The organism is Microbulbifer maximicatervae (SeqCode) (assembly GCF_052467385.1).
Window position 1 is genome coordinate 278,423 of sequence record NZ_CP174311.1, and the last position, 26,755, is coordinate 305,177.

Genomic DNA, 26,755 nt, shown 5'->3' on the forward strand with positions numbered 1-26,755 from the left:
TTCTTCCTCAGAAGAATAATAACAAAAGATGGGTGCTAAAGCTCACCCTATCAATGAGCTTGTTGCAAACTCTCTTCATTATCTATCACGGAGATTGTTCTCTCTATGAATCTTTTGTAAGCCTTTTCAGGTATAAATGTGGCTTTATCGCTCGCGTTGAATTTCTGTAAAATACTCTTTAATTGTGTATCCGCCATTATTTTCTCTAGATCTGATTCTTTATGATAAAGTTCTCGAACTCTATTTATCCATGAAAAAGTATTTTCTCTAAATTCAATTAGAGATGATTTATTGGCAGTAACACCATGCCCGGGTATGATTAAGCTTTGATCATCACCCATATTTAAAATAGTATCAACTGCGCTGCTGAAGCCTTTAACTCCACCAGCATAAAATGTAGGATGCCAGCTAGTATCGAAAATATCACCAACAAATATTGCGTTACTTTCCTTATGATAAAATATATTGTCAATCGATGAATGAGACTCAACTTTAATATGAGTAAACCCTTTCAGGGGAATGTCACCCTCTATTAGCTTTCCACCTTTATTTTCAAAATACTTATTGCCTCCAGTGTGATCAGAGTGTGCATGTGTATTTAAGATAAAAATGATAGGCTTATTGTAGATCGACTGAATTACTTGGTCTAATTCGGTCAGGTGATTATCTCCCGGCATCGGATCAATTAATATCAAGCCATTTTCTGCAGCTATTAAACCGATATTAGTGCCATATTCCTTTCCACTTAAGATATATAGTTGTTCAGATATTTTCATCTTAACTATGCTTGATGAAGCAGTGGTGCTGATGAGTATGAATATTATTGAAAGCAAAATTTTAAAAATATTCAAAGCTAATCCTTTTGCATTTTAGTTAAATTTTATCGGTATGTTAAACACCGTAAGACATGAAAATCAATATATCGTGAGCTTTGAATCCTAAGTTTTGCTTACCTTACGTAATTTAGATGCACCTTTGTGTTAGGGCTAAATCTAACTTTACAGGGTGTCTACTAAACGTGATTAAAAGCCCACTGTAAAGACTGGAAGTTCTTCAGCGCCGGAGTTAAGCCCGTAGGGCGTCGTTGACAGTATTGTTATGGCGTTGGAGACTTTGTACGGAAATCACCATGTTAAACACCAGCCTTGATCATAGACTTGATTTTTTCTGCCTTTTCAAAGTGATCAAGTTGGTGTGTTTCTATCCACCATCTCGCAGCCTCCATTAGAATTTCTGGTTGATCATTCTTGTTTTTAAAAAATGCATAGAAAGATACACCTACGTTGCTGCCTTTCTTTTCCATCTTTTAATTACAAATATCAATGATCTTTTTTCTAAGCTCTGTCCTCATCAAATTTTTTCCTTATTTTCTCTTACTCCATTCAAAATGGTAGGCGTCTACTCAACGGGGGAAGGTTTCCAGCCAGCTTGGCTGGCGATGCTGCTTGGCCTTGTATGGTTGTTCTTGATCGATTCTGATGTTGAAAATCCTTTTCGCTAACGGGTAAATTGAGACCCACCTTCGGCGGCCACCGAAGGCCTTGTTTATCACAGTTCGCTGCCTGGCCGGTTCGTAAAAGACCGATAACAAGTATGAACGCGATAAGCACTCACTAGGCATAACTCGGATAGTCATGTGGGCCTCGAGCCCGAATAGCAAGGCGGAGATAGCTTATCTTATGGAACCTCAAGAGATCAATGTCGGTATCGATACCAGCAGTAAACAACTCGATATTTATGTGAGACCTACTGGCCAATTCTTTAGTGTTGCCAATGATAAAAATGGCATTAAGGATGCCATTAAACAATTACAACCTCTTAAACCTCAAAGAGTATTAATAGAGTCTACAGGAAGACTTGAATTAGAGTTTGTTTGCGCCGCTGATAAAGCAGGATTACCTGTTGTTGTTTGCAACCCTTCACAGATAAGAAGCTTCGCTAAATCCACAGGGCGCCTCGCCAAAACTGACAAGCTAGATGCAATAGATATTGCACATTTTGGTGAGGCCATGAAGCCAAGGCTGTCGGTGCTAAAGCCAGAAAAGCTTAGGGAGATCAGTGACTTACTGGCGGTAAGAAGTCAGTGTTTAGAGATGAGTACAATGCAAAAGAATCGGCTTCAGAGAATGCCGAAATCAGTACACAAACCTATACGGACCATTCTAAACACCATCAAGAAAGAGCTACAAGGTATCGACAAGCAACTAGATAAACTGGTTAACAGTGTGTCTGAGTGGCAGCAAAGGCGCGACTTATTGTTGAGTGCTAAAGGGGTCGGAAATGTATTGGCTTATACGTTGATGAGTGAACTTCCCGAGCTAGGAAAATTGAACCGTAAAGAAATCGCTGCACTTGTCGGTATCGCCCCGATGAACCGTGATAGCGGCAGCTTCCAGGGAAAGAGATATATTCGGGGTGGAAGGCATCGTGTACGAACGGTTTTGTTTGTTTCCATCATGTCGGCCATACAGCATCATCCCAAACTAAAGCCGATGTACAAGCGATTAGTCGACGCTGGCAAACCTAAAAAGGTCGCTCTGATTGCCTGCATGAGAAAGCAGATTACGATACTGAATACGATGGTGAAAAATAACACCTACTGGGATGAAAGTATGGCTTAATAACTTGACGAACAACCATAGTCACTTGTTAAGTGACTCAACGATCATAACTAGGTTTCCCCAGCTTAATTGGATTTATGTTTTCTGAAACCCATTTAACAGCATATTTTTGAAGCTGACTCGTTTCATCTATTAATATATCAATGTCAGATATCAACTCTTTTAGAATAGATATCTCGTCTTCTTCTAGTGAGTTATGTGATGAAATATGCTTAATGTAGGCATTGCACATCTGACGATAAGCTCCATCCCAATTTCCACCGCCGTTTCTTAACAGTTCATCTGCTACCCGGCCTGCAATACGGATAACTTCACCCTGCACGGTCAATGCTGGCCCTTTGGACGGGATTAGATAGTCCCACAAGTTATCGTAATTCTGTTCCCAAGTGTTTCCTGTAAGTTCAATAGTAGATTTTCCATCATGAACTATGCGGGCTTGTACCGGAGTAACGTGGAATAAGGAGTATAACTTCGTTAAGGCATTACTATATTCATCTACGCGATCTTTGTTGAAGCTATCCCTATGGAACTCGAATCTCTCTCCAATGGCTTTAACAAACTCAAGCATTCTAGGCGTTATTTCCGCGCCACGTTTAAGGAATACCTCTATCAATTCACACATGCGAGGAATATCGATATTGTTGCAACGCTGTAAACCATATTCCAGCGGATTCAACCCAGATGAGTTAACCGCATTAATATCAGAGCCCGCTGCAAGGAGGATTTCTGCATTTTCCGGTTTTTGATAAGCTGTAGCGCTATGTAGCGGAGTATTCCCACTTTTATTTCTATAATTTACATCTGCACCAAGCTTTATCAGCATATCCAGATTTGGATATCTAGAACTAGCTCTTAGGTGAAGCGGGGTATCGCCATAAGTATTTAAGAAGTGTATGTCAGCACCATTACCTACAAGCCACTCCGATAGCTCATCGGGGCAGTCATTAAAGCCAAGAGCTGATTGTTTCCCATACCCACCATAGGCATCAATTTCACATTTATTGAAGATGGCTTTTAGCGTAGCAATATCATTTGATTTGATAAGTTCATCGAAATCCTTAGGTAGTGTTTTTCTTTTCTTTGGCATCCTTGATCTCTCTACTCCCCGGTGGATATTTTTTTACTTAACGCCCACAGCAGGAGCGGCTTACCTTATGCGCGTTTTGCGCGAAAATAGGAGCGCAGCGACCGCGCAAAACGTGCATAAGGTAAGACGTCCCGCGGAGGCCCGAAGGGCCGGAGCTTTACTGCCTGTGCTTGTATGGTTGTTCTTGCCCGATTCTGATGTTGAAAATCCTTTTCACTAACGGGTAAATTGAGACCCACCTTCGGCGGCCACCGAAGGCCTTGTTTATCACAGTTCGCTGCCTGGCCGGTTCGTAAAAGACCGATAACAAGTATGAACGTGATAAGCACTCACTAGGCATAACTCGGATAGTCATGTGGGCCTCGAGCCCGAATAGCAAGGCGGAGATAGCTTATCTTATGGAACCTCAAGAGATCAATGTCGGTATCGATACCAGCAGTAAACAACTCGATATTTATGTGAGACCTACTGGCCAATTCTTTAGTGTTGCCAATGATAAAAATGGCATTAAGGATGCCATTAAACAATTAAAACCTCTTAAACCTCAAAGAGTATTAATAGAGTCTACAGGAAGACTCGAATTAGAGTTTGTTTGCGCCGCTGATAAAGCAGGGTTACCTGTTGTTGTTTGCAACCCTTCACAGATAAGAAGCTTCGCTAAATCCACAGGGCGCCTCGCCAAAACTGACAAGCTAGATGCAATAGATATTGCACATTTTGGTGAGGCCATGAACCCAAGGCTGTCGGTGCTAAAGCCAGAAAAGCTTAGAGAGGTCAGTGACTTACTGGCGGTAAGAAGTCAGTGTTTAGAGATGAGTACAATGCAAAAGAATCGGCTTCAGAGAATGCCGAAATCAGTACACAAACCTATACGGACCATTCTAAACACCATCAAGAAAGAGCTACAAGGTATCGACAAGCAACTAGATAAACTGGTTAACAGTGTGTCTGAGTGGCGGCAAAGGCGCGACTTATTGTTGAGTGCTAAAGGGGTCGGAAATGTATTGGCTTATACGTTGATGAGTGAACTTCCCGAGCTAGGAAAATTGAACCGTAAAGAAATCGCTGCACTTGTCGGTATCGCCCCGATGAACCGTGATAGCGGCAGCTTCCAGGGAAAGAGATATATTCGGGGTGGAAGGCATCGTGTACGAACAGTTTTGTTTGTTTCCATCATGTCGGCCATACAGCATCATCCCAAGCTAAAGCCGATGTACAAGCGATTAGTCGACGCTGGCAAACCTAAAAAGGTCGCTCTGATTGCCTGCATGAGAAAGCAGATTACGATACTGAATACGATGGTGAAAAATAACACCTACTGGGATGAAAGTATGGCTTAATAACTTGACGAACAACCATAGTCACTTGTTAAGTGGTTACTCGATGTTACGGCCAAGCACCCTTGCCAGGGAGCTTACAATACCTTGCTCACCATTGCTTGCGTAACTGTTTGCGAGATAGTTACGAAAGCAAAAGTAGACACCGACTATTCCGCAGGCGATGCCAAGCCACTGAAACCAGTGGACTCGACGGCCGAATACGACTTCTAGGATTTGGTGAAACCGATTCTGTTCTAAGCCGTTTAGCTTTGCTTCCAGCCATGCTGGAAATAGAAAGTAGAAGACTACGAATGAAACACAGCCCAAAAGTAATGCGCCCCACGAGGGTAAACGAGCTCCGATGCTCGCAGTGTCCTTCAATATAGAGCTCGCTGCTGACTTTCTTTTGTATCTACGTGCCATAACTTGCTCTTACACTTAACGCCGCGCTTTGTGTATTTTATGCGCTACAATGGAGCGAAGCGACTGCGCATAAAATGCACAAAGTAAGCCGTCCCTTTGCAGCGCATTGCTAGAAGAAGAAACCATAGACTGCTGAAGAAACCCCGATAATTCCTGTAACTAATGCAAACACCCAATGCTTTGCTATAAATTCAAGGATAATTTTTGGATGAACGCCATGCCTGTCTCGCCACGTAGCATTTGTTTTTAGGCTTCCATCTATAAGACGGCCAAGTATATTGGCTAAAACATCTACCTTTCTAAGCGTTGACTGATGGAGTTTTACAAACTCTTTGGTTTCAAATGCTTCTGCTTCACCAGGCCCATCAAGCAGATCTCGGGCAGTTATGTGATTTATCTCCATTAATTTAATTAAGCGAGGATGCCCAATATACTTGTTACCAAATATAGCGACCAATGCCCTAGCCAAATCAAACTTTCGGCTTTCATCTAGTTCCTCGGGCTTTCCTTTGAGAACCTTAAACCTATGTTCCAAGGCCGGGAAGCCATAATTGATATCGCGCATATTCCAGTGAACCCAGTCATAAGTCTTGTGTTGAGACATGAACTGATAGAACTCTTTAAGCATTTCTTTTTCAAGCCGATCATACTCTGCGTCAATGTCGCCAAATGCCACACCTTTTAGTTCCGCGACTTTATGGATAGAGAATGAAGAAGTTTGGCCACTAGCGTAATTTCTTACCGCAATAGAAGTTACCCGAAGCGTTTGCCCTTCTGGGCGATCATAAAAGCTCTCACAGGAGTAGTGAATGATTAAAACGTGTTCTTCTTTGTTAGAAATATCTTCTAGTTGCTTTAAAGCTTTGTTTCTCTTTGCGAGCTTCTTTAACTCAGACGGCATATTTTTCCTATAAATCTACTCATAACTTTATTATTGGGCTGTTCTAACGCCTCAATAACCGGAGCAGCGTTGCTGCATCCGGCGCTGAAGGCGCGAAGTTGATTGACTTGTTATGTTTTGAACCATGCAGATAGCCTTGATATAACACTGACTTTTTCAGGTTCTCTTACAGGTTCCTTACGAAACTTTGCGGGAGTGATTTCTACCCCGTGAATCAGTGGTTCTTGAGAGTTTAAGTGAAGAAACATACGGCCGATAATTGTTCGGTTGTTTCCAGCTGAAATATAGTAATCATCATTAATCTTGTAGAATGACCAATGTTCCTTGTTTTCTCTACTAAAGTAATATTCAGGATTCCGCTCTAAACTCTGGACATTACCTATCGCTCTCTTTAACGGCTGAAAAGCAACATTTCTATTGTTCATGAAATCACCTTTGGATGTTCCAGGTATTGGTTTTAATTGCCCCCAAGTCTTGCCCTGGTAATCTGGGTGAGTAGTTCCTATTACCCTAGTAAGATCAACAGCTCCCACTTTACACTCGCCCACTTCGATACTTTGTGTATCCAGATATGACAATTCATCATTAGCAAATGGGATTTCTTCAAGATTCATTTCTTCAATTAATGTATTCCACGTCATCTGTGTTCACTATTCCCTGAAACATAACGCCTGCCACAGCGGCCGACAAACTTGGCGCGTAGTTGCGCAAGCAATTTAAGTGACACTTTTGGCGGTCCGTTGCTGGCACTTGTATGGTTGTTCTTGCCTGATTCTGATGTTGAAAATCCTTTTCGCAAACGGGTAAATTGAGACCCACCTTCGGCGGCCACCGAAGGCCTTGTTTATCACAGTTCGTTGCTGCGCCGGTTTATAAAGACCGTTAACAAGTAGGAACGTGACAGACACTCACTAGGCATAACTCGGATAGTCATGTGGGCCTCGAGCCCGAATAGCAAGGCGGAGATAGCTTATCTTATGGAACCTCAAGAGATCAATGTCGGTATCGATACCAGCAGTAAACAACTCGATATTTATGTGAGACCTACTGGCCAATTTTTTAGTGTTGCCAATGATAAAAATGGCATTAAGGATGCCATTAAAAAATTACAACCTCTTAAACCTCAAAGAGTATTAATAGAGTCTACAGGAAGACTCGAATTAGAGTTTGTTTGCGCCGCTGACAAAGCAGGATTACCTGTTGTTGTTTGCAACCCTTCACAGATAAGAAGCTTCGCCAAATCCGCAGGGCGCCTCGCCAAAACTGACAAGCTAGATGCAATGGATATTGCACATTTTGGTGAGGCCATGAAGCCAAGACTACCGGAGCTAAAGCCAGAAAAACTTAGGGAGATCAGTGACTTACTGGCGGTAAGAAGTCAATGTTTAGAGGTGAGCACAATGCAAAAGAATCGGCTTCAGAGGATGCCTAAATCAGTGCACAAACCTATACAGGCCATTCTAAACACCATCAAGAAAGAGTTACAAGGTATCGACAAGCAACTGGATAAACTGGTTAACAGTGTGTCTGAGTGGCGGCAAAGGCGGGACCTATTGTTGAGCGCTAAAGGGGTTGGAAATGTGTTGGCTTATACATTGATGAGTGAACTTCCCGAGCTAGGAAAATTGAACCGTAAAGAAATCGCTGCACTTGTCGGTATCGCCCCGATGAACCGTGATAGCGGCAGCTTCCAGGGAAAGAGATATATTCGGGGTGGAAGGCATCGTGTACGAACGGTTTTGTTTGTTTCCATCATGTCGGCCATACAGCATCATCCCAAACTAAAGCCGATGTACAAGCGATTAGTCGACGCTGGCAAACCTAAAAAGGTCGCTCTGATTGCCTGCATGAGAAAGCAGATTACGATCCTGAATACGATGGTGAAAAATAACACCTACTGGGATGAAAGTATGCCTTAAAAACTTGACGAGCAACCATAGTCACTTGTTATGCATTTTCTCCAATACTGTAAATAGCTGAATCTCCTTGATGGAACCCATTCCAGCTATAAACATCAATAGTTCTTTCTATGATAGAACAGACAAAAATGTACTTTGCTTTTACCAGCTCTCCAAACCCTGCAAACAGTTCCTCAGGGATACTCACATATCCGTCACGATAAAAGTCATATCCTGACTTTTTGGTATTTGATTTCCCGGATGATGTTTTATCTTTTGGAATTAAGACTCCAAGCGCGATGATTTCATTGTGCTCTTTACGAAAAGAACTTGCCTTCCCATGCTCTTTTAGTAATTGGCCAAAAATTTTATGCCTAGTGTTATAAGCATCTTTCGATTCATGACTTTTTGCCTCAATTATCAAATATTCTCCAGATTTGCTTAAATACTCAACATCTGAGCAGGTCGCATTATCATCACCAATATTAATAGCTTTCTGAATTCCAAATCTTGAGTCTGAAGATACTATCTCTTTAAAGCTCTCAATTAATGGTGCCTCGTGCTTTACTTTTTCTTGCTTCAAATTACTATCTCAACTTTCCTAGTGCATAACGCCGCGCACATGGGCGGCCGAAACAGAGCGAAGCGGCGTGTAGGCCGTCCCAGCCCGCGCTTTTGGCGGGCGAATGCTGCGCTTTGTTATGTTTATGATTCTTGATAATGCGCTTGCTTCCAAGTATTGATATCAGACTGCCCCAAAACAACATTACTTACAAAGGACTTCATGTTGCGATCAGGTCTTGCAAGAATGAACCGTAGATAACTTACACAAACTTCAGGGCCATGCTCAGATAGCTTTTTGAAGTTGTTCATGTGCAGCTCACTTATTGATTCATATGAGCTGACTGCGCTCTCCTCGAACACACTAAGCTCTCTTCCTAAAATATCCTGTATTTTTCCTAATATCTCTTGTTGCTTGCTCATCCTATACCTTTTATATCTTTGCAGCTTCGTGCACGAAAACATAACGCTTTTATAACCGGCCGCAGTGTAGGCGCGAAGCGCCGGAACGGAGGTCCAGTCCCAGCGGCTTTTTGCTGGGGCGATGGTTGATAAACTTGTTAGAAGTTTGCACGTCTCTGCTCCTTGTTCGGATTATGAGGGACGCAATAACTTACTGAAGATGCCGTAAACTGCTTGCCTAAATCGGATGTTAGCTTTGCAGAAATACTGCACTGCATCAACTGCTGCCCCCAAAAGCTATAAGATCGTTTTGGGTCAGTGGAAAAGGTGAACTCGATAGTAACGCTTTGAAGCCAACTAGTGTTGCCACCCATGCGTTTTACCATTTCAGATAAGTACGCCCAATAGGTTTGAACGAACGGAACCAAATTGGAATTATTACATTCGACTGCATCATGTGACGCTCGGAGGGACAATTTGTCTACTTCCATTTGCTGAGCAATGGTTAAAAGCTGGCCTAGTGACCAATAACCTTCATAATCATTGTTGCGACTTGCTAAGCGTTTAGCAAAACCTCTCACGATGCTTTTAAATTCCTTTCGTCGCACTTTTACTCTCTTACTTCTAATGCCGAGCTCTGGGGCAGTCTACTATATGCACCGTTTTGTGTGAGAATACGAGCGCAGCGAGCCACACAAAACGGTGCATATAGTAGACTGTCCCTCAGCAGCGAATTGTTAGTCAGTTGTTACCCCGGCAGCCTTTAAGGCTTCCGCCATAGCCTTATTCTTTGTAGGCTTATTCTTTGCAGGCTTAGATGAGTTTTTTTTCTTAACGTTTCTCTTGGGCTTTCTCTTTTTTGGACTTTTTGAGTAAAAAACACTCAACTCTTCCTTCAACTCCGACTTCTCTTGAAGAGTTATCCTAAGTCTCCTTTGCTCCTGTAAAAGCTCGCTTTTACATTGAGCCAACTGCTCTTCTAAGGAAATTATTCTTGCCTTCCTTGCTTCTAGGTCGCCTTCTAAGTCAACAATTTTACTTGCGGAAAACTTGTCATCTTCGCTCATTGAGGAAGTCAGTTCATCGAGTCTGCTTAAATGATCATGAATCCTATTAAACATCCCCTCCAGCCTTTGACCGGTTTTGCTATCAACTGATTCTCGAAAATGCTGGACTTCACAGTGAAAACGATTAAGTTCATCTTCTAATTTACTTGAGAACCCCATGTGGTACGACTCTCTATATGACTAACGCCCACAGCAGGGGCGGCTTACCTTGTGCACCTTTTGCGCGAAAATGGGAGCGTAGCGACCGGCGCTAAAGGTGCACAAGGTAAGACGTCCCGCGAAGGCCCGAAGGGCTGTAGCAAACTGCCTGTGATTGTTAGGGTTGATATCCACTTATCTTGATTATTTTTCTGACGTACTCAGCTGCACTGATGTCTTTTCTTTCAGCCCATTCAAACTGAAAAGGCAGTACTAATGTACATAAATTGAGACTCTTATTGTCAAGGAAAAATATGTACTGCCCAGAAATCTCCAGAGGAGGCGAATTAGAATCTCCGATAAGTTTTAGATTTTCATCAACTTGTCCTTTAAGGTTAGTAGACACGTTCAAGTCATAGCTAAAACTCTGATCATAACTATTTTCAGGCGAATAAGCTGCTTTCATAACCCGGGCTATAAATACATGATCACGCACATTCCAATGTTTTTCGATGTCATATGAATTATCTACATCAAGACACTCCCAGCCGTACACTTGAAGGCTTAGAAATATCAGTGCGAAAGCAGAGAATATTTTCATGACTAGCTTAAAACCCTAACGCCCACATAAAAGGCCGACTGAAGCGCAGCGTAAGGCGGTCCAGCGGAACAAAGTGGAGCGGTTTTTGATGTGCTTGTTAGGCATTTGGAGCCACTACATAGGTAGTGCCATGCTCATTAACCATTGTGCCTACTTTGAACTGCTCTAGATCAACCAGCTTGGACAACGCCTCATTATCATTTTTTCCCCACTCTACACCCTCGAAGTCGTAAGGGAATGGGGTGCCATTTTCGTTGGGGCTGTGCAAATACACCGCATCATCATAAGACTGCTCGTGAATCAACCACCAACTTTGAATTGGGCCACTTACTGTGGATTTGAATTCTTCGGCCATATTGAGAATTTCATAACCCAATGCTATTGATGATTCACGATTTTCCGGCCGCTTATCTCCCTTGCCTTCCCAGTCAATATGGCAATGCCAGTAATCGAACCAACCAGAGGAATCAAGATTGGAAAAGCTATTACCAGCGTAATTCCTCATCTTGCCCCAGTATCGATCCATTCTTTTTTTGTATCTGCGATCCATGATGTACTGATGCCTAACATTGCCAGCAAGGGCAGCCGAAGCAGAGCGTAGGCTGTCCAGCCCAGCCCCGAAGGGGTTGGGCGAGCTTGACTGGCCTAGTTAAAACTCTGCACTGATATTTTAAAGAATCCATAAATTAAAACACCAATAAGTACCAACCAAAACATAGGCAAACGAAAAAACCATGTTTTACCTAAAAGCCGATAGCAATCGTCGCACCATGCTCCTGTGTAGGGAGCCGGACCTGGATAATGGCGCGTATGGCCATTAGCACCACACCGCTCACACTTTCCACAGAACCCTTCTGGCAGGCCTTGCTCTATTAGGTATTTTGGTGCCTCTTTATTATCCCAGACATCGCAATAACACCCTCTTTTTTCTGCTTTTTCTCGATAGCTCATTTCAGCTTTTAACGCCGCCAACAGAGGCCCGCGCTTGTGCGGGTCCTGTTGCTTGGCCTGGTTAGAAGGTTACTTACGCTGCTGGAGTACAATTTTTTGTTCCTTGTCTTGTGCTTTTACCAGATAAGTATTTGTACCCCACCCTCCGGCCTGTAAATAGTCTTGTACTTTAAGATCGAAAGAAACTCTTTCTCCCGTATACGCTTGATCTTCCTTCACGCCTACAACAGGAGTCAAAATAACTTCCCCAGTATTTCCTTTGAAGTTTTCAGGATTACCAAGCCAGCGCTCACTAAGGAATACTGATTTTATATAAGGTTTCCACATTGGTTTGTTTTTGATAGTTCCTCTCAATCTGTACTCGATAACAGCCTTGGAATTAAATAAGTACAAATTGGAGTATATTTCTTTGGTTTCCAATACGTCGATTACTAGGTCGTCTTGGTAGCCCCACCATCCAATTTTATACGTTATGGGTACATCAGATTTTGGTTCAGGTATTTTAGGCTCTAGCGTTTTAATCAGGAACCAGTATGTGGCAGCAAGTAGTGCTGCCACTACGCACGCTATAACGATCGTGATTTTGAGTTTTCTCGACATTCTCAAAGCCTTCTAACACCCTGCTAATGGGCAGACGCTGCGCAGCAGTGGCTGTCCAAGCCAAGGTTTCCTTGGCTGATCATTGAGCAGTTTGTTATGAGTTATTTTATGGCAATGTAACATGTTTCACCCACAGATTAGCTGACCACCCGATGAAGCCACCGATAATTGCAGTATAAATGAGAACATTGGCCGCTAAGCTAAAAGCTAAGCCAGCTAACACACCTGCAATGGCGCCACAAACCAACTGAACTAGCCACGCCTTTTTAAAAACTTTGGGGTCAATTTCAGGAGCTGCCAGAAAACCAATGAACAACCCGAGAGCACTAACGACCAATAAGCGATTCCAATCACCGAAGTAGAAAACTAGTGAAGCGACTGCGCAAAATAATGCACATGCCGAGCCGCTAATAGATAGTAGTTTTAGTTGCTTCATTTATGACTCATAACGCCGGCCACACAGGCGAGCGAAACGCAGTGTAGCGAGTCCAGCCAAATGCGCTTTTTGCATTTGGCGATTGTGCTGGCCCTTGTTAGGTTTATAGCTTTGCAAACTTTCGCAACCCGAATGGCAATGAGAACTTTGTAAAATTTAGCACTTTAAACTCACCTCTTGGCAGTGCCTCTATGCTCAACGTTGCACCTGATTCCATCAGCTTTCTTTTACCGCACGGCTCGCCATCAGGGGTAGTGTTATTCCCTATAAGGATATCGGCACCGTCTTCTGAAATACCCCACTCATAATTAAGGACGATTTCGTCTCCACCAACTACACACCCAGTGCCATTTTCATGGAAATGCAGCTGTTTATCATTCGAGAGATCTTCTTCAAAAGCTGTATTTAAGCTCCACTTTCCGATTATTTCTGCTCTATCCATACTGGGGAAACCTAACGCCGCAAGCAACGGCCGAAATGTAGCGGCGAAGCCGTGGAATGTAGGTCCAGCCCACGTAGTGGGCGGTGTTGCCTTGCTTTGTTAAGCATGATGGCCTCTCTTATAAAATGCATAGGCACACAAAGCCAGCCCTACGGAATATACAAAATCAAAAGACATTACGGAAATAGCAGTGTAAGTGGGTGAGCTAGATAATAAATCAGGGTAAGTAGCCGACAGCCACTCCATTGTAGGAATTGCTAACATGCTAGGCAGTAGCATTATGGTGAGGCCAATGATAAACAACCCGGAGGAGGACGAGCTTTGCTTTAAGATGCTGTATCCGGCGACTATCGCAACCATAAGAGACGGCCAGGTAGAAAGCAAAGTCATTGTAATTATTTCGTAGATTTCCACTCGATCCCTCGTGATGCTTAACGCGGCTAGCAAGGGCAGCCGAAGCAACGCGTAGGCTGTCCAGCCCAGCACCGAAGGGGTTGGGCGAGCTTGACTAGCCTGGTTATGTGTTGATGCTCAAAATACACGAGTACCCTCGGGTATTCGATTTTTAATGTTACTTTCTTCTTCTGTTAAGCAGTGGCACGTATTGCCACCAATACCATAACGCCCGCTTGGGGTATAACGAAAATCAGGGAACTCTTTTTCGAGGCAGATATTCCCACACTTATTCCGACCTTTGCTTACGTCAGAGAATATAAGAAATAAACCAATGGCAACTACAGGAAGAAATACCCACTTGAAGATCTTTAACTCGAATGATGTTGGCTCCTTGTCTGGTAGACGTTCGTACAATTCTAATTTCCTATAGACACATAACGCCCAAAGCAGCGGCGGCGAAGCCGTCCAGCCCGAAGGGCGATGCTGCCTTTGCTGGTTATGCTTTTAATCACGAAACTCACCATCAGGCTCATCTGTCGGGGAAGAAAGCTCTGCTACAAACAATTCTTTTATTTGTTGAAGAATCTCTTCTTTTTCCTTGCCGGTAGTTTCAGACAATGCATTTGATACATGACCCGCAACATCGGCTAACAGTATTCCCCATGTTTCAGGAGAGTCCTCCCATATAGTAGGTAGAAGCGAGCAATGAAGCTTTCCATCAATAATCCAGCTACGAAGTATTTCTGTAGCATTCTCCGCTTCTGATGCGCTTGGTGGAGCTATAAGTTCTTTAGTCATCTATCTTCCTTTAGAGCATAACATTTATATAGTATTCATTCCGACCACTTTTATCATGATTACTATTTCGGAATCAATTTTCCCGCTGTAATGGAAGTTTTAAATTAAAATCATAGGGTTAGATGTAATTGCTACAAAAGTGCAAACTACAAAAATGATCACTTTGACTACTATCCCGGTTTTTAACTCAACTTATAACTTGCTGATTTGTAAAGTATTTTTATACATTCTATGTAAAGCTCAAAAATAACGGTCAAAATGACCATAATTACCAGAGCTGGCACTCACTAACTTGTCAGAATTATCGGAAATTTGGAAGTGTGATGAGGCCAAGGCTTCAGGGGTGAGTGTACTAATTGAGTATCACTAGTTATTTGTTTTTTCTTTGGGGGGGGATATTCTGCTATTCCATTGACACACTTAAAAATAAAGTGAGATTGCCATTTCTGAAAAGCAGCTTAAGGGTTAGGAAACATTGAGAAGTTATTTAGTGGGTCAGAATAATGTTGAGCAATATAGCTCTTCATTAGTCGCTTGGGCAAATAGCCCGCTGTTGCGAGGGACCAACAGTTTGGTTGTTAGCTGTTGAGCCCAGGCTTTATAAAATTGGGTAAATTTAGATTTAAATACCTCATCATTTACGGCTGCAAAGAGACCTTCAACCCTGCCTCATTAAGAAACCCCTTCACGGTACTTTCAATTTGCTCGGGGCTATTCATCTGCAAAACCTGTTGCAAGAGCTGCTCAATATCGGCTCGGCTAACGGCGCGCAGCGTAGCTTTTATTCGCGGTAAGTTAGTGGCGTTCATCGATAGCATATCGTAGCCCATGGCTACTAATAACAATGCACCACTAGGTTCTCCTGCTAGTTCTCCACAGATCCCTACTTTGGTACCAACGGCATGGGCTGCCGTTACGATTTCCTGCAAAGCTCGTAGGACTGCCGGGTGCAGGGCGTGGTAAATATTGGCTACGCGGCTGTTATTGCGGTCCACCGCTAGGAGATACTGGGTTAGATCATTACTGCCTACCGATATAAAGTCTGCATGCACGGCGAGTTCCCGTACTTGGTAGACGGCGGAGGGCACCTCTACCATTACCCCGAGAGGGGGCATGACAATTTCATAACCTTCCTCAAGCAGCTCCCGGTAGGCTCTTTCCACCAGTTTGCGCGCGGCTTCGAGCTCGTTCAGGCCGCTGATCATGGGGAGCATAATCCGTAGGTTATTTAGCCCCAGGCTGGCTTTCATCATAGCGCGCACTTGCGCCAGGAATATTTCCGGGTGGTCAAGAGTTACGCGAATACCGCGCCATCCCAGAAAGGGATTGGTTTCCTCGATAGGGAAATAGGCCAATGCTTTATCGCCGCCGATATCCAAGGTGCGCATGGTGACGGGCAGGGGGGCAAAGGCTTCCAGTTGCTCCCGGTAAATTTCCCGCTGCTCTTCCTCGGAGGGGAAGCGGTCTCGCAATAAGAAAGGTACTTCGGTGCGGAAAAGTCCTACTCCTTCTGCGCCGCGCTCCAGGGAGCGAACAACATCGGCCATCAGCCCGGTATTTACCATCAGGCGAATGCGATGGCCATCGGAGGTGATTGCCGGGAGTTGAGCCAGGTGGTCCAGGTTGCGGGCCAGTTGCTGCTCTTCTGCAACAATGTCGTCGTAGCGGCGCTTGAGTTCTGCGCCGGGGTGAATATGTAAGTCGCCCCGGTAGCCATCCACCACCATATCGACACCGTCGATGGTTTCGTAAGGTAGGTCCTGGACTCCCATGACAGCGGGCAGTCCCATGGCTCGGGCAATAATAGCCACATGGCTGTTGGAGGAGCCTTTAACGGATACGGCTCCGATCAGCTTTTCCCTGGGCACTTCTGCCAATACCGCTGCGGTTAGCTCTTCGCCGATCAGGATGGTGTTATCGGGGAAGTCCCGGTCGCTCTGCTGCTGTTGCCGCAGGTGCATCAGCACTCGGGCGCCCAGGTCGCGAACATCGGCGGCCCTATCGCGAAAGTAGGAGTCGGACATGGCTTCAAAGCGCCGCACATGTTCCAACATGACTTCGGCCCAGGCCCGCTGGGCACTGAGCTGCTGTTGGATGCGATCGCATACCTCGACGGCGAGGGAGCTGTCATCCAACATGCTGATATAGGCATCGAATAGCGCCCGTTCCTCAGGGCTGAGGTCGCTCTTCAGGCGCTCACCGACTTCGCGAATTTCCTCCTGGGCAGCGCTCAGGGCCTGTTGAAACAGGGCCAATTCAGTGTCCACATCCTCGCATTCGGAGTAGGGCACTGTGCCGAGATTCGCATGCGGGGTGACAATATGTACCCGCCCGATAGCCACACCGGGGGATGCGGCAATGCCAGAGAAGTGAGTTTCCCGTTGTTGCTTGCCAATACAGGCGAGAAGACCGGTGGCCTCAGCGTGGGCGATAACGCCGGCGAGCTGCGCTGAGAGTGTGACCAGGAAAGCTTCCTCCCACTCGTCGAATCGGCGCTTCTCTTCTTGCTGCACAACCAGGACACCCAGTACGGCGCGGTGGTGAATAATCGGTGTGCCGAGAAAGGCGCTAAAGCGCTCTTCTCCTGTAGAGGGGAAATATTGGAAGGCGGGGTGGGCTTCAGCTCTTTCCAGGTTAATTGGTTCTTCGCGGGTGACTACATTGCCTACCAGTCCCTCGCCGGGGGCCAGGTGGACTTGGCCAACCGCTTTGGGGTTGAGGCCATCGGTGGCCATAAGGACATAGTTGCCGTGTTGCTTGTCGCGCAGATATACGGAGCAGACGCGGGTGTGCATGATTTCCCGCACGCGATGCACAATGATTTCGAGCACCGCGGTGAGGTTCCGGGCGGCATTTACTTCCTGAACGATACTGCGCAGAGATCCGAGCAATGGCCTGTCCTCGCCAATCAACGGAGAAATTCGATGGCCCCGGAAAGTAGAATTTCGATGCTGATCGGGGCCATTTTGTGAAGATTCGCTGCTAACTACCCTATGCGGTCAGCTTTCCTGTCCGCGCAGCCAGCGTCTCTCCAGCTGTATTTGTTGTGGGGCCAGCTCGGTTAGTGCGCGCCGGTATACTTCACGCTTAAAGGTCACCACCTTACTGAGTGGATGCCAGTAGCTTACCCAGCGCCAGTGGTCGAATTCAGGTTTGTAACCATTGTCGAAGCTGATAGAGGCCTCTTCTGCCTCGAGCCTCAGCAGGTACCACTTTTGCTTTTGCCCGATGCACAGTGGTTCGGAGCGACGTCGAATCAGCCTTTGAGGCAGGCGATAACGCAGCCAGCCTCGAGTACAGGCAATCATACTGACTTGATCGCGAGTAAGGCCTACTTCCTCGTATAGTTCCCTATATAGCGCCTGTTCAGGGGTTTCGCCCGGATTAATACCACCCTGGGGAAATTGCCAGGCGTCCTTGCCACCTACCCGCCGCGCCCACAGTGCCTGACCGCGGGCGTTGAGCACGATAATACCGACATTGGGGCGGAACCCCTCGGCATCGATATTGCTGCTGCTCTCGCCACTCGTGCCCCGGTTCTTGTTACCGGCCGGGGCTTTATCATTGCGATTCGAATGCTTGGCGGGCTTACGGCGGTTCTTTCGTCCGGCCTGTGCCGGCTTGCCGTCGCCCAAAATACCATCCTCAATACTGTTGTGTGCGGCCGTGCGCTGCACTTACTTGTTCTGCATTGTTCCACAGCGGGGGGTTTACAGCAATTCAGTGACGCAGTCCGTGTGCTGTCGTGCGGCGCAAGGTAAAATTAGCGGCCGCGCAGGGGACGTTTCCGGCTTCCTGGCGGTCAAATGCTTATGGGGAACCTATAGTTATGGGAGAGTCGACGGTGCACTTGGCAATCTTTGATCTGGATAACACGCTGATAGGTGGTGATAGCGATCATGCCTGGGGCGAATTTCTGGTGGAGCGTGAACATGTCGACGGGACCCGTTACCGCTCGGCTAACGATCGCTTTTATCAAGATTACCAGCGCGGTGAATTGGATATTTTTGCCTACCTGGAATTTGCCTTGGAGCCCCTGGCTCAGCTTTCCCGTGGTCAATTGGATAACTTGCAAAGCGAGTTTATGCAGGAAGTTATCAGTGAATTGTGGCTGCCTCGGGCCCAGGAGTTAATCGGCGAACACCGCCGCAAAGGCCATCACATCATGATTATCACTGCGACCAATCGCTTTGTGGTTGAACCCATTGCCTCGCGCCTCGGTGTCGATACCCTGCTGGCCACTGAGCCAGAGGAGGATGAGGGGCGGTTCACCGGGAAGGTCGTTGGTGAACCCTGTTATCAGGGGGGGAAAGTTGTCCGGTTGCGCCAATGGCTGGCCCACAACCCGGAATACGCCAACAGTGAAAAGTGGTTCTACAGTGACTCCATCAATGATCTGCCCTTGCTGGGCGAAGTTGAGCACCCAATTGCGGTGGACCCGGATGATCGTCTGCGTGCAGAAGCTGAGGCTCGCGGCTGGCCGGTGATCAGTTTGCGGGAAGAGAGTGAGTAGGTGCTTGCCAGTATTTGTGAAATGCACAAGATGGGGAATTGAGTGAACGGATCTATTATCCAGTACCGGGCCCTGGCTGTTTTAATTGGGGCCCTGGCCGGACTTTCTGCCTGTGAACAAAAAGCGGTAGAAAAACCGCAGCAGGTATCGCAACAAAGTATTGCGCCGCAACCTGTGAATGAAAAGGCTGCGACCGAGTTGTCCCTAGCAATTTGGCAGGCGGGTGAGGCCCAGGTTATCCACGCCCATGCCGCTGTTGAAACGTTGCAGCGTGAAGTGGATGGTCTCCTGGCTCAGCCGAATGAAAATAAGCTGGAAAATGCCAGGCTCGCCTGGCTGGATGCCCACAGGGAATTTGCCGCTGCGCTGCCTTATATCCAGTTGGCTTTTTCTTCGGGAGAGTTGCGCAGCCAGGGTAGAAAATTACTGTTATCAGTAGATAGTTGGCCGGCCCAGGCGGGCTACCTGGATACAGTGCCGGGTTATTCTGAGAGCGGTATCGTTAACGATACGGCCATTGATCTGACTTTAACGAACCTGCGCAAGCAGCACCGCCTGACGGCACATGAAGAGGCCAGCACCGGTTTTCACGCCCTGGAAATTATGCTCTGGGGGCCCACCAGCGAGCGGGTTGCGGAGCAGTTTTTGGCTAAGTCCGATGGGGAAAAACCCGAGGCCCTGGCTGTCAATCGGCGCCGTGAACTAACCCGCTTGATCGTCAAAGGTGTGGAAGAGGATATGGCAGGCTTGGCCCGCCGTTGGCCGACGGCAGCCAACAGCCTGTCGCGACCCTATTTATCCCTTGGACCGGTTGCCCGATTGCAGCAAATCCGTGCATCGCACACCCGGGTGATTGATGAGCAGCTGTTGCGCAGGTTGCCGGAGAGTTCCGAGAGCGATGTGGAAAGTAGCCGTGCTGCCGATTCAAAGCAGGCGATATTGGCAATTATGGCAACTCTCCAGTCAAACTGGATTCCCACTGGTGGGGGCGGCTTAGCGGAGCTGTTGCTGGATCGACATCAGGTGACGGCTTTAGAGCAGGCTTTTGTGGATTTCGAGAGCTTGTTGTTGCAAATGGAAGACCCGATTGAGCTGGCGGAGCTGACCCAATTGGCCCAGGCACGCAAACTTCTGGAACGTATCGCCGGGTTGATGGCAGGTACTACCCAAGTGCCAGTATCCGATCAGGATGTGATGCCGGTTAGTTTACCGGTTGATGGTGAATAAATCTTGCTCTCACAGGCATAACAAAAAACCCGGCGGCTGCCGGGTTTTTTGTATCTATTGGGTGGGGATTACCAGCGACGTACAGGGCCAGTATCCACGTGTACGAAGTTACTCTTCGGGTAGTATCCGACACCGCCCGCTTTCAGGTTGAGTGCTGCCTGGCGCAACTTCGACAGGGACACTCCCGGCATACGGATATCCAAGGCCATACCACGTGTGTGGTAACTGCGTTTCGCTACGCCTCGGCCAGCTGCACGCAGCTTGGCATTGGTTTTAGGTGAACGGTATCCAGAGATAATCTCAATGGTGCCGTTGTAATTGAACTTCTCCTTCAGCTTGTAGACGATATCTAGAAGCTTGGGGTCCATTCGGGTCACTTCGTTGGCGCGGTGGTCACGAAGCAATTTGTTGAACTGCTTCAGGCCTCCGCTGCTGTAATCTCCGTTAGTCCAGTAGGCGGCCTCCAGCTTCTCCCCGGTGTGCAGGTTGCGCATTTTCAGGGTGCGGGAGCTACCTACTTTTGCGAAAGTCGGTCCGGCGCTGACGGCCGCCGCAGTTGCGCAGGTCACTGCCAGGAATCGACGTCTGGATGGATTCTTCATAATTCCGCCTCGTCGTTAAATCTCTCGTCGGTTTGCCTTAGTTGGCGCAACCGGGTACGGCGGAAAATGTACAAAAAATAACCAGTTGTTACAAACCTGAAGCTGCTAATTCGGAAATAATTAGATGGCCCCGGTGGTATATTTTTTCTTTTCTGCTACCTGAAACCGGAATTTTTATTGCTGATCAGTCGACGGTGTTGGATAGGGAGGAGACAGCGTTGTCATTGCACGCTAATCACTAAAAAATTATTTTTCTGCGACTTATAAGTTTTATCGGGCTGTTTCGTCAGTGTACTTGGGAGCTATCCGATCACCTCTTCGGTCATGAGCTTGATAGCCTTCTTTATTAGTGGATGGTTTACCCATCTATATACAGAAGACAACCTAGATATAGAGAAGATAAGAATTTGTATGTACATGTATATACATGTGGCTTAGGTGCTGCTAGCGTAGTATTTCTCCGGACATTCAGCTGTTTAGGTTATCTGGCAGACCCTGGACCGCCCTATATTTGGGGGCGTATTGATCTCGATTTCCTGGAGCCCTCCAGTAGAAGCGGGCGATAAAAAGAAACCTGGAAAAATTAGATCCGGCCAGTATTGCTACCACGGTTGTGAATATGGCAAAGCTCTAATTTTGTGATGATAAGGATGTAGTTTCCAAACCAAAGCCAGGGTTTAAATAGAAGTGTGAGTAGTGCTTTGAAAATTAAATCAAACTTGCTTAGGTGGTTATTTTGACCGGTGTCTTTCAAGTTCTATTGTTTGGAGAACTTTAGCGTTATAGAGCGCTGCCAGCGAAAATGAGAACAGGCAAAGTCCTTTATCGATACTTAGTATTTTTCACTTGCCGATAAGCTCCCTAATTTGGATAAGGCAGCTCTTTGTCACGATGATAAATATCAGGGCGGAATTGGGGGCGCCCATCCCTATCTATCCATGCTGTCATATAAACAATGTAAATACGGGGTGACCCCTTAACCTTTACATTCAGAGCATCATGCCCATTCGCTGCCTGTGCTACCCGAGTTCTATCCCAACCCTGGTCACGGAGAAGAAAGTACGCTAATTCTTCTGGTGCTTGTAGCCTTATGCATCCGTGACTTAATGCCCGCTGGCGAAGTTTAAACAGGCTTTGAGCTTGGGTGTCATGGAGAAAAATAGCCTGCTTATTGGGGATAACAAATTTCACTTTTCCCAGAGTATTCTCAGGGCCACTTAATTGCCTCAAAGTAGCGTGCCCACCGGCTGCCTTGGCAATAGTCTCCTCTGTAATAGGGGACGATTTACCGCTGCGATATTGCACTACTCGATAACCTCGCTTGTGCATGGCTGTTGGGTTGTGTCGTGCCTTGGGCAAAAGCTCGGTGACAAGAATACTTCGGGGGACAGTCCAGGTTGGGCTGAAAACAATATTGGTTATTCGCGTGCGCATATCCGGTGTGCGCGTGCTGCTTTTTCCTACGACGGTTTTCATATCGAGAGCAACTGAACCATCTTCGATAAGCTGTAAGCGATAATCGGGCACATTAACGATTACGTAGCGATCATCCTCCGGGAGCTTTAGTTTCTCCCATCGGGATGCATTCAATTCCATTTGCTGAGCGCGCTCCATTGGAGATACGGCCAAGGCTGCAAGTGTGTCTTCATCGGCGATGCCGGTAACGTTCAATCCGTGACGCTCTTGAAAGCGCTCCACTGCAGCTTGGAGCGCACTGTCAAATCTTCGGGGGTCTTTTTGCGGAGCGGAAAGCGGCCCGGGCTGACCGTGATAATCCTTATACATTGCCAGTAAATTACGTAGTTGTAGGACACGAGGGCCTTTGTCTCCGGGCTGTAAAGTTTTTCCCTGGGTAATCGGTCGCCAGTTTTTCGCTAACACTCGGTAGGCCTGAGCGGTATCGCGCAATTGCTGGGTCGAACTGATTGGCTCAATAATGACATCGGTCTGCCCAGTGAATGAAGCATTCAAAGGGCTGGCCGAGGCAATTACGAGGCTTATCAGTGCGGCGATGCCGAGCTGGAATGGGCCATTTGCCATACTGATAACTCAGTAGTCCCTATAGCTCTTTATCCGCTTCACTCCGCTATCTCCTATTACTGATCCCGGTTATAGATATCCGGCCGAAACTGAAGCTGCCCATTTTCATCGATCCAGGCAGTCCAGTAAGCGATATAAACCGGTAGGGGATTTTTAAGGGCAACGCCATGGGTGCGACCACTTCCCAGCGCGCGATTGATACGGGCATCACTCCACTTGTTTTGCTGGGCTAACATCATGCGAGCAAACTGCAATGGTTTTTCCAGGCGAATACAACCGTGGCTAAAGGCTCTTTGGGATTTTTTGAATAAATGCTTGCTATTTGTGTCGTGGAGAAAAATGGCCTGCCGATTGGGGATAACAAATTTCACTCTTCCCAAAGCATTTCCCGGCCCGCCTTTTTGTTGCAGTGAAACTTGTCCTCTACGCACTGCAGCCACATTTCCACGAGTAAAAGGCACCGATCTGCCCCGATGATTCATTAGGCGATAACCCTTAGCTCTCAGTGCGGAGCTGCCCTTGGGTAAAAGTTCACGCAGCGCAATACTGGGCGGGACACGCCATACAGGATTAAATTCCAGTCGCGTCATACGGGTAGCGATTTGCGGTGTTTTGTGTTTTGGTTTTCCCACAACCACACGCATACGGAACTGCTCTTTATCGCCTTCAATTAGGCGCAAATTAAATTCCGGGACATTCACGATGATATAGCGAGGCCCTAAATCCTTGGGAAGTTGTTTCCAGCGTTCAATATTCGCTGCCAGAATTTTGGCAACTTTATCTGGCGGGGTATTGAGTCGACTCCGGGTTCCCTCATCAACCAGTGCCGTTTGCTTTAATCCGTGACGTTTCTGAAACCGTTTAACGGCCTGCTGCAGTTTTTTGTCGTAGACATCTGCTTTAGAAGTATCTGCTCCGTACTCTTCGGGGTGGTGATCACCATAGAGCATTAACAGGCTTCTCAATTGCGCAACCCGGGGACTGCGACTGCCCGGTGCGATAGGTTGTCCAGCACTGAGCGGTTTCCAGTAATTACCTTGTGCCAGGGTTTGGTAGCGTGCTAACGCTTCGCTGAGTAGGGAAAATTGCCTGCCCTGAGGTAAAAAAGGATCGCGACTGCCGATCAAGTCAGGTTCGACGGTATCTTGAGCTTCGGCGAGTATTTGTGGTGAGTGAATGCCTAGCGATATTGCTATGGCAATCGCAGCGGCACTCGCCCTGAGGGAGGTTAGTTGGTTGCGTGGCAAAAAAGCGCAAAGTGAATTGTTGGCAGCACCCATAAGTCACCCCTGCAAGCACTGAGAAATCAGTGAGATTTATCACTGTGCTCACATTGATAACTTGTGACTGATAGTCTTTAAATAATTTTCAGGAATGGCGCTGCTTAAGAAAGGCTAATTAATGGAATAACACGCTCAATAATTCCTTGGTTATAACCGGGGCGACGTATAGCCGCCCCGGTTTCTTTTAAAATTGATTATCGGTCAGTCCATCTTTGCCATAAATATCCGGGCGGAAGTTCAGGTTGCCCTGACCATCGACCCAGGCAGTCCAGTAGGTGATATAAACCTTCACCAATTGGGACATATCCACTTCCGTGGTTTCCTCTCCTGTGGTCAATTGATCGATACGCCACTGATCCCAATCCCCTTGGGGACGAAGCAGCGCTTCGGCCAAGTGGCGGGGTTTTTCCAGGCGGATGCAGCCATGGCTATAGCCCCGTGAGGTCAGGGAAAAAAGTTTGCGCGCGCGCGTATCGTGCAGGTACACGTCGTGAATATTGGGGATTTCAAATTTGACACGTCCCAATATGTTTTCCTCACCGCCCATTTGGCGCATAAGGTAGGAACCCGAACCTGCAGCAGATAGGTTTTGCGGAGTCAGGGGCAGTTTTTCACCCCTACCGCTAATCACCCGGTATCCCATTTTTTCCATACCCGCAGGGTTTTTACGAGCTTTGGGGAGTATCTCATTTACCAGGATACTGCGCGGTACTGTCCAAGTGGGGTTAAAGACTACCTTGCTGACGCGGGTGGTTATTTCAGGCGTTGCGTGTTTTTTCTTACCGACGACCACATTCATCGCCAGTTTGACCTGATCGTTTTCCACGTATTTGAGACGATACGCGGGAATATTGACCTGGATAAAACGGCTGCCCAATTGTTCCGGCAACTCTTCGCGGCGCTTGATATTCATTTCCACAATGCGGGCGCGTGCAGCTGGGGATAAGTTCAGGCGCTTGCGAGTTGAGCGACCGACAATACCATCTGCTCTCAGGCCGTGACGTTTCTGGAAGCGCACCACCGCTTGGTGAAGGCCCCGATCGAAGCGATTGCGATCAGTGCCGCCGTAGCTGTAGTAAGACTGGTAATCACCGTATAGGGAGAGCAGGTTGCGCAGGAGGCCCACATGTGGGTGGCGTGCACCCATGGTCATGGCAGGGCCCGCCGGGATCGGACGCCAGCGACCGCTGGAGGAAATCTTGCGCAGCCGTTGCAGCTCACCGCGCAGCGCTCTTACATCGTTGCCATAGGGCCGGTTTTCCTCGTAGTAAGGCCCCTCACTGTTTTCAGATCTCACCGGTGGGGCGGCAGTATTTGACCGCCCCTGGTTGTAATAAACGCGACTGCCGGAACCCGAGCCACTATTGTTGTCCCGGTAGGAACGGTATCGACTGCGCTCATAGGTGCGAGTGCTACCGGAATAATTGCGTCCTGAGTAATTGCCGGAAGTATCCGCATTGTATTCCCGCGAGTAATAGCGGCTGCGTACATTGCTGCCGAGATTGGCTGCGCGATCATATCCGCGGAAGTACTTGCGCCCGCTGGGTTCACTGGAAGCCTGCTGTTGAGCGGTGCTGGTCGCAACCAGGCGGAAACCTTCGCTATCCCGCAGAACCGGTGTGACACCCCGGCGCGGGCGGGTTTTGGGCTTGAGCCTGTCCAGCTGGGTATCTTGCGCGTAGGAAACAAAGGCATCGGTCAGTAAGATATCCAATACGGCTGCCATCTGCAGACGTTGAGGCGTATCGCGGAGGGTGCGATCGAAGTACCCCAGGTGGTAGCGGTAGTCGACCATGCTGCTCGGATTGCCGGAGCTGGCAGCTGTGAGTTGTTTCAGCAGGTCATTGGCACTATCACTTAGGCTGTAGTTATCGAACCAAAGCAAGCGGTAATCCGTGCGCTGGTAGATCTTGCGCACAGCGGCGGGGTTAAAAATGGGGTCCTGGGCTGGCCAGGCATCGGGGTTTTCCTCCAGCCAGTGCACTAAATGAGGGCGAACAGCGTTCTCCGGTAAAACGGGTACGGTCTTCTGGTTTGCTGCGAAAGCATAATAAAGAATGAAGACACAGAGACTACCCAGTGTCAGCAGTGGAAGTACAGATTTGCGTCTACGATGCTCGGGGTTGAAATACGACATGGTACCTCAGCGATTCTGCGGGGGCCCGGTGCGATATTTTGGAAAATGCCGGGCGCCAGATCGTTCATACCTTCCCAACCTGTGGCGAGCCCATCCAGATACTCAGGGATATTATCGGTGACTCGCACGTGTCATGCGTCCCGCGCGACTTCCTTTTATTAAGACTGCTGTCGGTGTCCTGCTTGCGCGAAACTCAACCAACTTCAGTCTGTGAAAGTAAGTATGGCAATAAATGCAAAATTTGCTTGGCGCTTCATTCTTTTTAGAGTAAGGATTTGCGAATGATGAGTTTTGCGTCAAATATTTCGCTCG

Annotated in this window: 27 protein-coding genes; 5 read left to right on the top strand and 22 right to left on the bottom strand. The window is 47.1% G+C overall.

Annotated elements, in window-relative coordinates:
* Positions 1 to 50: 50 nt before the first annotated feature.
* The gene (locus ACJJIR_RS01300) at positions 51 to 851 is read right to left on the bottom strand and encodes an MBL fold metallo-hydrolase (RefSeq protein WP_444907034.1); all 801 of its coding nucleotides are present in this window, start codon (positions 849 to 851) and stop codon (positions 51 to 53) included.
* Between the two features lie 281 nt (positions 852 to 1,132).
* On the bottom strand, positions 1,133 to 1,303 hold the full coding sequence (locus ACJJIR_RS01305) for a DUF6500 family protein (protein ID WP_444907035.1): 171 nt from the start codon (positions 1,301 to 1,303) through the stop codon (positions 1,133 to 1,135).
* Between the two features lie 376 nt (positions 1,304 to 1,679).
* On the opposite strand from ACJJIR_RS01305, the gene ACJJIR_RS01310 reads away from it, so the two are divergent.
* Positions 1,680 to 2,621 carry an IS110 family RNA-guided transposase gene (locus tag ACJJIR_RS01310; protein WP_444907036.1) on the top strand — a complete coding sequence of 314 codons (942 nt, stop codon included), beginning with the start codon at positions 1,680 to 1,682 and terminating at the stop codon, positions 2,619 to 2,621.
* Positions 2,622 to 2,658: 37 nt separating this feature from the next.
* Here the strand turns inward: ACJJIR_RS01310 and ACJJIR_RS01315 are convergent, their stop codons facing one another.
* Positions 2,659 to 3,708: an ankyrin repeat domain-containing protein gene (locus ACJJIR_RS01315; protein ID WP_444907037.1), complete on the bottom strand. Its 1,050-nt coding sequence runs from the start codon at positions 3,706 to 3,708 to the stop codon at positions 2,659 to 2,661.
* Between the two features lie 398 nt (positions 3,709 to 4,106).
* On the opposite strand from ACJJIR_RS01315, the gene ACJJIR_RS01320 reads away from it, so the two are divergent.
* The gene (locus ACJJIR_RS01320; protein WP_444907038.1) at positions 4,107 to 5,048 is read left to right on the top strand and encodes an IS110 family RNA-guided transposase; all 942 of its coding nucleotides are present in this window, start codon (positions 4,107 to 4,109) and stop codon (positions 5,046 to 5,048) included.
* 511 nt (positions 5,049 to 5,559) lie between these two features.
* On the opposite strand, the gene ACJJIR_RS01325 is transcribed toward ACJJIR_RS01320, so the two are convergent.
* Positions 5,560 to 6,351: a hypothetical protein gene (locus ACJJIR_RS01325; RefSeq protein ID WP_444907039.1), complete on the bottom strand. Its 792-nt coding sequence runs from the start codon at positions 6,349 to 6,351 to the stop codon at positions 5,560 to 5,562.
* A 110-nt stretch (positions 6,352 to 6,461) separates the two neighbouring features.
* A complete protein-coding gene (locus ACJJIR_RS01330; protein WP_444907040.1) occupies positions 6,462 to 6,992 on the bottom strand; it encodes a hypothetical protein in 531 nt (176 codons plus the stop codon).
* A gap of 336 nt (positions 6,993 to 7,328) precedes the next feature.
* Here ACJJIR_RS01330 and ACJJIR_RS01335 point away from each other — a divergent pair, with 336 nt between their 5' ends.
* Complete coding sequence (locus ACJJIR_RS01335) at positions 7,329 to 8,270, top strand: IS110 family RNA-guided transposase (RefSeq protein WP_444907041.1); 942 nt, start codon at positions 7,329 to 7,331, stop codon at positions 8,268 to 8,270.
* A 28-nt stretch (positions 8,271 to 8,298) separates the two neighbouring features.
* On the opposite strand, the gene ACJJIR_RS01340 is transcribed toward ACJJIR_RS01335, so the two are convergent.
* The 13 genes from ACJJIR_RS01340 to ACJJIR_RS01400 form a co-directional block, all read right to left on the bottom strand.
* Positions 8,299 to 8,832, bottom strand: a complete 534-nt coding sequence (locus tag ACJJIR_RS01340; RefSeq protein WP_444907042.1) for a hypothetical protein — start codon at positions 8,830 to 8,832, stop codon at positions 8,299 to 8,301.
* Between the two features lie 122 nt (positions 8,833 to 8,954).
* Positions 8,955 to 9,233 (bottom strand): hypothetical protein, encoded by a 279-nt coding sequence (locus tag ACJJIR_RS01345; RefSeq protein WP_444907043.1) that lies wholly within the window; start codon positions 9,231 to 9,233, stop codon positions 8,955 to 8,957.
* 137 nt (positions 9,234 to 9,370) lie between these two features.
* On the bottom strand, positions 9,371 to 9,820 hold the full coding sequence (locus ACJJIR_RS01350; RefSeq protein WP_444907044.1) for a hypothetical protein: 450 nt from the start codon (positions 9,818 to 9,820) through the stop codon (positions 9,371 to 9,373).
* A gap of 129 nt (positions 9,821 to 9,949) precedes the next feature.
* Positions 9,950 to 10,438: a hypothetical protein gene (locus tag ACJJIR_RS01355; protein WP_444907045.1), complete on the bottom strand. Its 489-nt coding sequence runs from the start codon at positions 10,436 to 10,438 to the stop codon at positions 9,950 to 9,952.
* 157 nt (positions 10,439 to 10,595) lie between these two features.
* The gene (locus ACJJIR_RS01360; RefSeq protein WP_444907046.1) at positions 10,596 to 11,018 is read right to left on the bottom strand and encodes a hypothetical protein; all 423 of its coding nucleotides are present in this window, start codon (positions 11,016 to 11,018) and stop codon (positions 10,596 to 10,598) included.
* Positions 11,019 to 11,115: 97 nt separating this feature from the next.
* Positions 11,116 to 11,523 (bottom strand): hypothetical protein, encoded by a 408-nt coding sequence (locus ACJJIR_RS01365; protein ID WP_444907047.1) that lies wholly within the window; start codon positions 11,521 to 11,523, stop codon positions 11,116 to 11,118.
* 140 nt (positions 11,524 to 11,663) lie between these two features.
* Positions 11,664 to 11,990 (bottom strand): hypothetical protein, encoded by a 327-nt coding sequence (locus tag ACJJIR_RS01370; protein WP_444907048.1) that lies wholly within the window; start codon positions 11,988 to 11,990, stop codon positions 11,664 to 11,666.
* Positions 11,991 to 12,038: 48 nt separating this feature from the next.
* Positions 12,039 to 12,527: a hypothetical protein gene (locus ACJJIR_RS01375; protein WP_444907049.1), complete on the bottom strand. Its 489-nt coding sequence runs from the start codon at positions 12,525 to 12,527 to the stop codon at positions 12,039 to 12,041.
* A 148-nt stretch (positions 12,528 to 12,675) separates the two neighbouring features.
* Positions 12,676 to 13,005 carry a hypothetical protein gene (locus ACJJIR_RS01380; RefSeq protein ID WP_444907050.1) on the bottom strand — a complete coding sequence of 110 codons (330 nt, stop codon included), beginning with the start codon at positions 13,003 to 13,005 and terminating at the stop codon, positions 12,676 to 12,678.
* Positions 13,006 to 13,108: 103 nt separating this feature from the next.
* Positions 13,109 to 13,447 carry a hypothetical protein gene (locus ACJJIR_RS01385; protein ID WP_444907051.1) on the bottom strand — a complete coding sequence of 113 codons (339 nt, stop codon included), beginning with the start codon at positions 13,445 to 13,447 and terminating at the stop codon, positions 13,109 to 13,111.
* Positions 13,448 to 14,347: 900 nt separating this feature from the next.
* The gene (locus tag ACJJIR_RS01390; protein ID WP_444907052.1) at positions 14,348 to 14,641 is read right to left on the bottom strand and encodes a DUF5076 domain-containing protein; all 294 of its coding nucleotides are present in this window, start codon (positions 14,639 to 14,641) and stop codon (positions 14,348 to 14,350) included.
* Positions 14,642 to 15,279: 638 nt separating this feature from the next.
* Positions 15,280 to 17,532 carry a phosphoenolpyruvate--protein phosphotransferase gene (ptsP, locus tag ACJJIR_RS01395; RefSeq protein ID WP_444907053.1) on the bottom strand — a complete coding sequence of 751 codons (2,253 nt, stop codon included), beginning with the start codon at positions 17,530 to 17,532 and terminating at the stop codon, positions 15,280 to 15,282.
* A gap of 108 nt (positions 17,533 to 17,640) precedes the next feature.
* Positions 17,641 to 18,147: an RNA pyrophosphohydrolase gene (locus ACJJIR_RS01400; protein WP_413665896.1), complete on the bottom strand. Its 507-nt coding sequence runs from the start codon at positions 18,145 to 18,147 to the stop codon at positions 17,641 to 17,643.
* Positions 18,148 to 18,485: 338 nt separating this feature from the next.
* Here ACJJIR_RS01400 and ACJJIR_RS01405 point away from each other — a divergent pair, with 338 nt between their 5' ends.
* Entirely contained in the window at positions 18,486 to 19,154 is a 669-nt protein-coding gene (locus ACJJIR_RS01405) for a histidinol-phosphatase (protein WP_413665895.1), read from the top strand.
* Positions 19,155 to 19,196: 42 nt separating this feature from the next.
* Positions 19,197 to 20,381: an imelysin family protein gene (locus ACJJIR_RS01410; RefSeq protein ID WP_413663580.1), complete on the top strand. Its 1,185-nt coding sequence runs from the start codon at positions 19,197 to 19,199 to the stop codon at positions 20,379 to 20,381.
* Between the two features lie 68 nt (positions 20,382 to 20,449).
* Here the strand turns inward: ACJJIR_RS01410 and mepK are convergent, their stop codons facing one another.
* The 4 genes from mepK to ACJJIR_RS01430 form a co-directional block, all read right to left on the bottom strand.
* Positions 20,450 to 20,983, bottom strand: a complete 534-nt coding sequence (gene mepK / locus ACJJIR_RS01415) for a peptidoglycan L,D-endopeptidase MepK (RefSeq protein ID WP_282930973.1) — start codon at positions 20,981 to 20,983, stop codon at positions 20,450 to 20,452.
* A gap of 861 nt (positions 20,984 to 21,844) precedes the next feature.
* Complete coding sequence (locus ACJJIR_RS01420) at positions 21,845 to 23,023, bottom strand: L,D-transpeptidase family protein (protein WP_444907054.1); 1,179 nt, start codon at positions 23,021 to 23,023, stop codon at positions 21,845 to 21,847.
* 56 nt (positions 23,024 to 23,079) lie between these two features.
* Positions 23,080 to 24,303 carry a L,D-transpeptidase family protein gene (locus ACJJIR_RS01425; RefSeq protein WP_444907055.1) on the bottom strand — a complete coding sequence of 408 codons (1,224 nt, stop codon included), beginning with the start codon at positions 24,301 to 24,303 and terminating at the stop codon, positions 23,080 to 23,082.
* A gap of 187 nt (positions 24,304 to 24,490) precedes the next feature.
* Positions 24,491 to 26,443 carry a L,D-transpeptidase family protein gene (locus ACJJIR_RS01430; RefSeq protein WP_444907056.1) on the bottom strand — a complete coding sequence of 651 codons (1,953 nt, stop codon included), beginning with the start codon at positions 26,441 to 26,443 and terminating at the stop codon, positions 24,491 to 24,493.
* Positions 26,444 to 26,755 lie beyond the last annotated feature (312 nt).

Excerpts from the sequence above, each read along its gene's own strand:
- ACJJIR_RS01390 (WP_444907052.1), bottom strand. The coding sequence starts at position 14,641 with ATGACTAAAGAACTTATAGCTCCACCAAGCGCATCAGAAGCGGAGAAT.
- ACJJIR_RS01320 (WP_444907038.1), top strand. The coding sequence starts at position 4,107 with ATGGAACCTCAAGAGATCAATGTCGGTATCGATACCAGCAGTAAACAA.
- ACJJIR_RS01365 (WP_444907047.1), bottom strand. The coding sequence starts at position 11,523 with ATGAGGAATTACGCTGGTAATAGCTTTTCCAATCTTGATTCCTCTGGT.
- mepK (WP_282930973.1), bottom strand. The coding sequence starts at position 20,983 with ATGAAGAATCCATCCAGACGTCGATTCCTGGCAGTGACCTGCGCAACT.
- ACJJIR_RS01360 (WP_444907046.1), bottom strand. The coding sequence starts at position 11,018 with ATGAAAATATTCTCTGCTTTCGCACTGATATTTCTAAGCCTTCAAGTG.
- ACJJIR_RS01335 (WP_444907041.1), top strand. The coding sequence starts at position 7,329 with ATGGAACCTCAAGAGATCAATGTCGGTATCGATACCAGCAGTAAACAA.
- ACJJIR_RS01385 (WP_444907051.1), bottom strand. The coding sequence starts at position 13,447 with ATGGATAGAGCAGAAATAATCGGAAAGTGGAGCTTAAATACAGCTTTT.
- ACJJIR_RS01310 (WP_444907036.1), top strand. The coding sequence starts at position 1,680 with ATGGAACCTCAAGAGATCAATGTCGGTATCGATACCAGCAGTAAACAA.
- ACJJIR_RS01315 (WP_444907037.1), bottom strand. The coding sequence starts at position 3,708 with ATGCCAAAGAAAAGAAAAACACTACCTAAGGATTTCGATGAACTTATC.
- ACJJIR_RS01355 (WP_444907045.1), bottom strand. The coding sequence starts at position 10,438 with ATGGGGTTCTCAAGTAAATTAGAAGATGAACTTAATCGTTTTCACTGT.
- ACJJIR_RS01305 (WP_444907035.1), bottom strand. The coding sequence starts at position 1,303 with ATGGAAAAGAAAGGCAGCAACGTAGGTGTATCTTTCTATGCATTTTTT.
- ACJJIR_RS01325 (WP_444907039.1), bottom strand. The coding sequence starts at position 6,351 with ATGCCGTCTGAGTTAAAGAAGCTCGCAAAGAGAAACAAAGCTTTAAAG.
- ACJJIR_RS01330 (WP_444907040.1), bottom strand. The coding sequence starts at position 6,992 with ATGACGTGGAATACATTAATTGAAGAAATGAATCTTGAAGAAATCCCA.
- ACJJIR_RS01430 (WP_444907056.1), bottom strand. The coding sequence starts at position 26,443 with ATGTCGTATTTCAACCCCGAGCATCGTAGACGCAAATCTGTACTTCCA.
- ACJJIR_RS01380 (WP_444907050.1), bottom strand. The coding sequence starts at position 13,005 with ATGAAGCAACTAAAACTACTATCTATTAGCGGCTCGGCATGTGCATTA.
- ACJJIR_RS01345 (WP_444907043.1), bottom strand. The coding sequence starts at position 9,233 with ATGAGCAAGCAACAAGAGATATTAGGAAAAATACAGGATATTTTAGGA.
- ACJJIR_RS01420 (WP_444907054.1), bottom strand. The coding sequence starts at position 23,023 with ATGGCAAATGGCCCATTCCAGCTCGGCATCGCCGCACTGATAAGCCTC.
- ACJJIR_RS01425 (WP_444907055.1), bottom strand. The coding sequence starts at position 24,303 with ATGGGTGCTGCCAACAATTCACTTTGCGCTTTTTTGCCACGCAACCAA.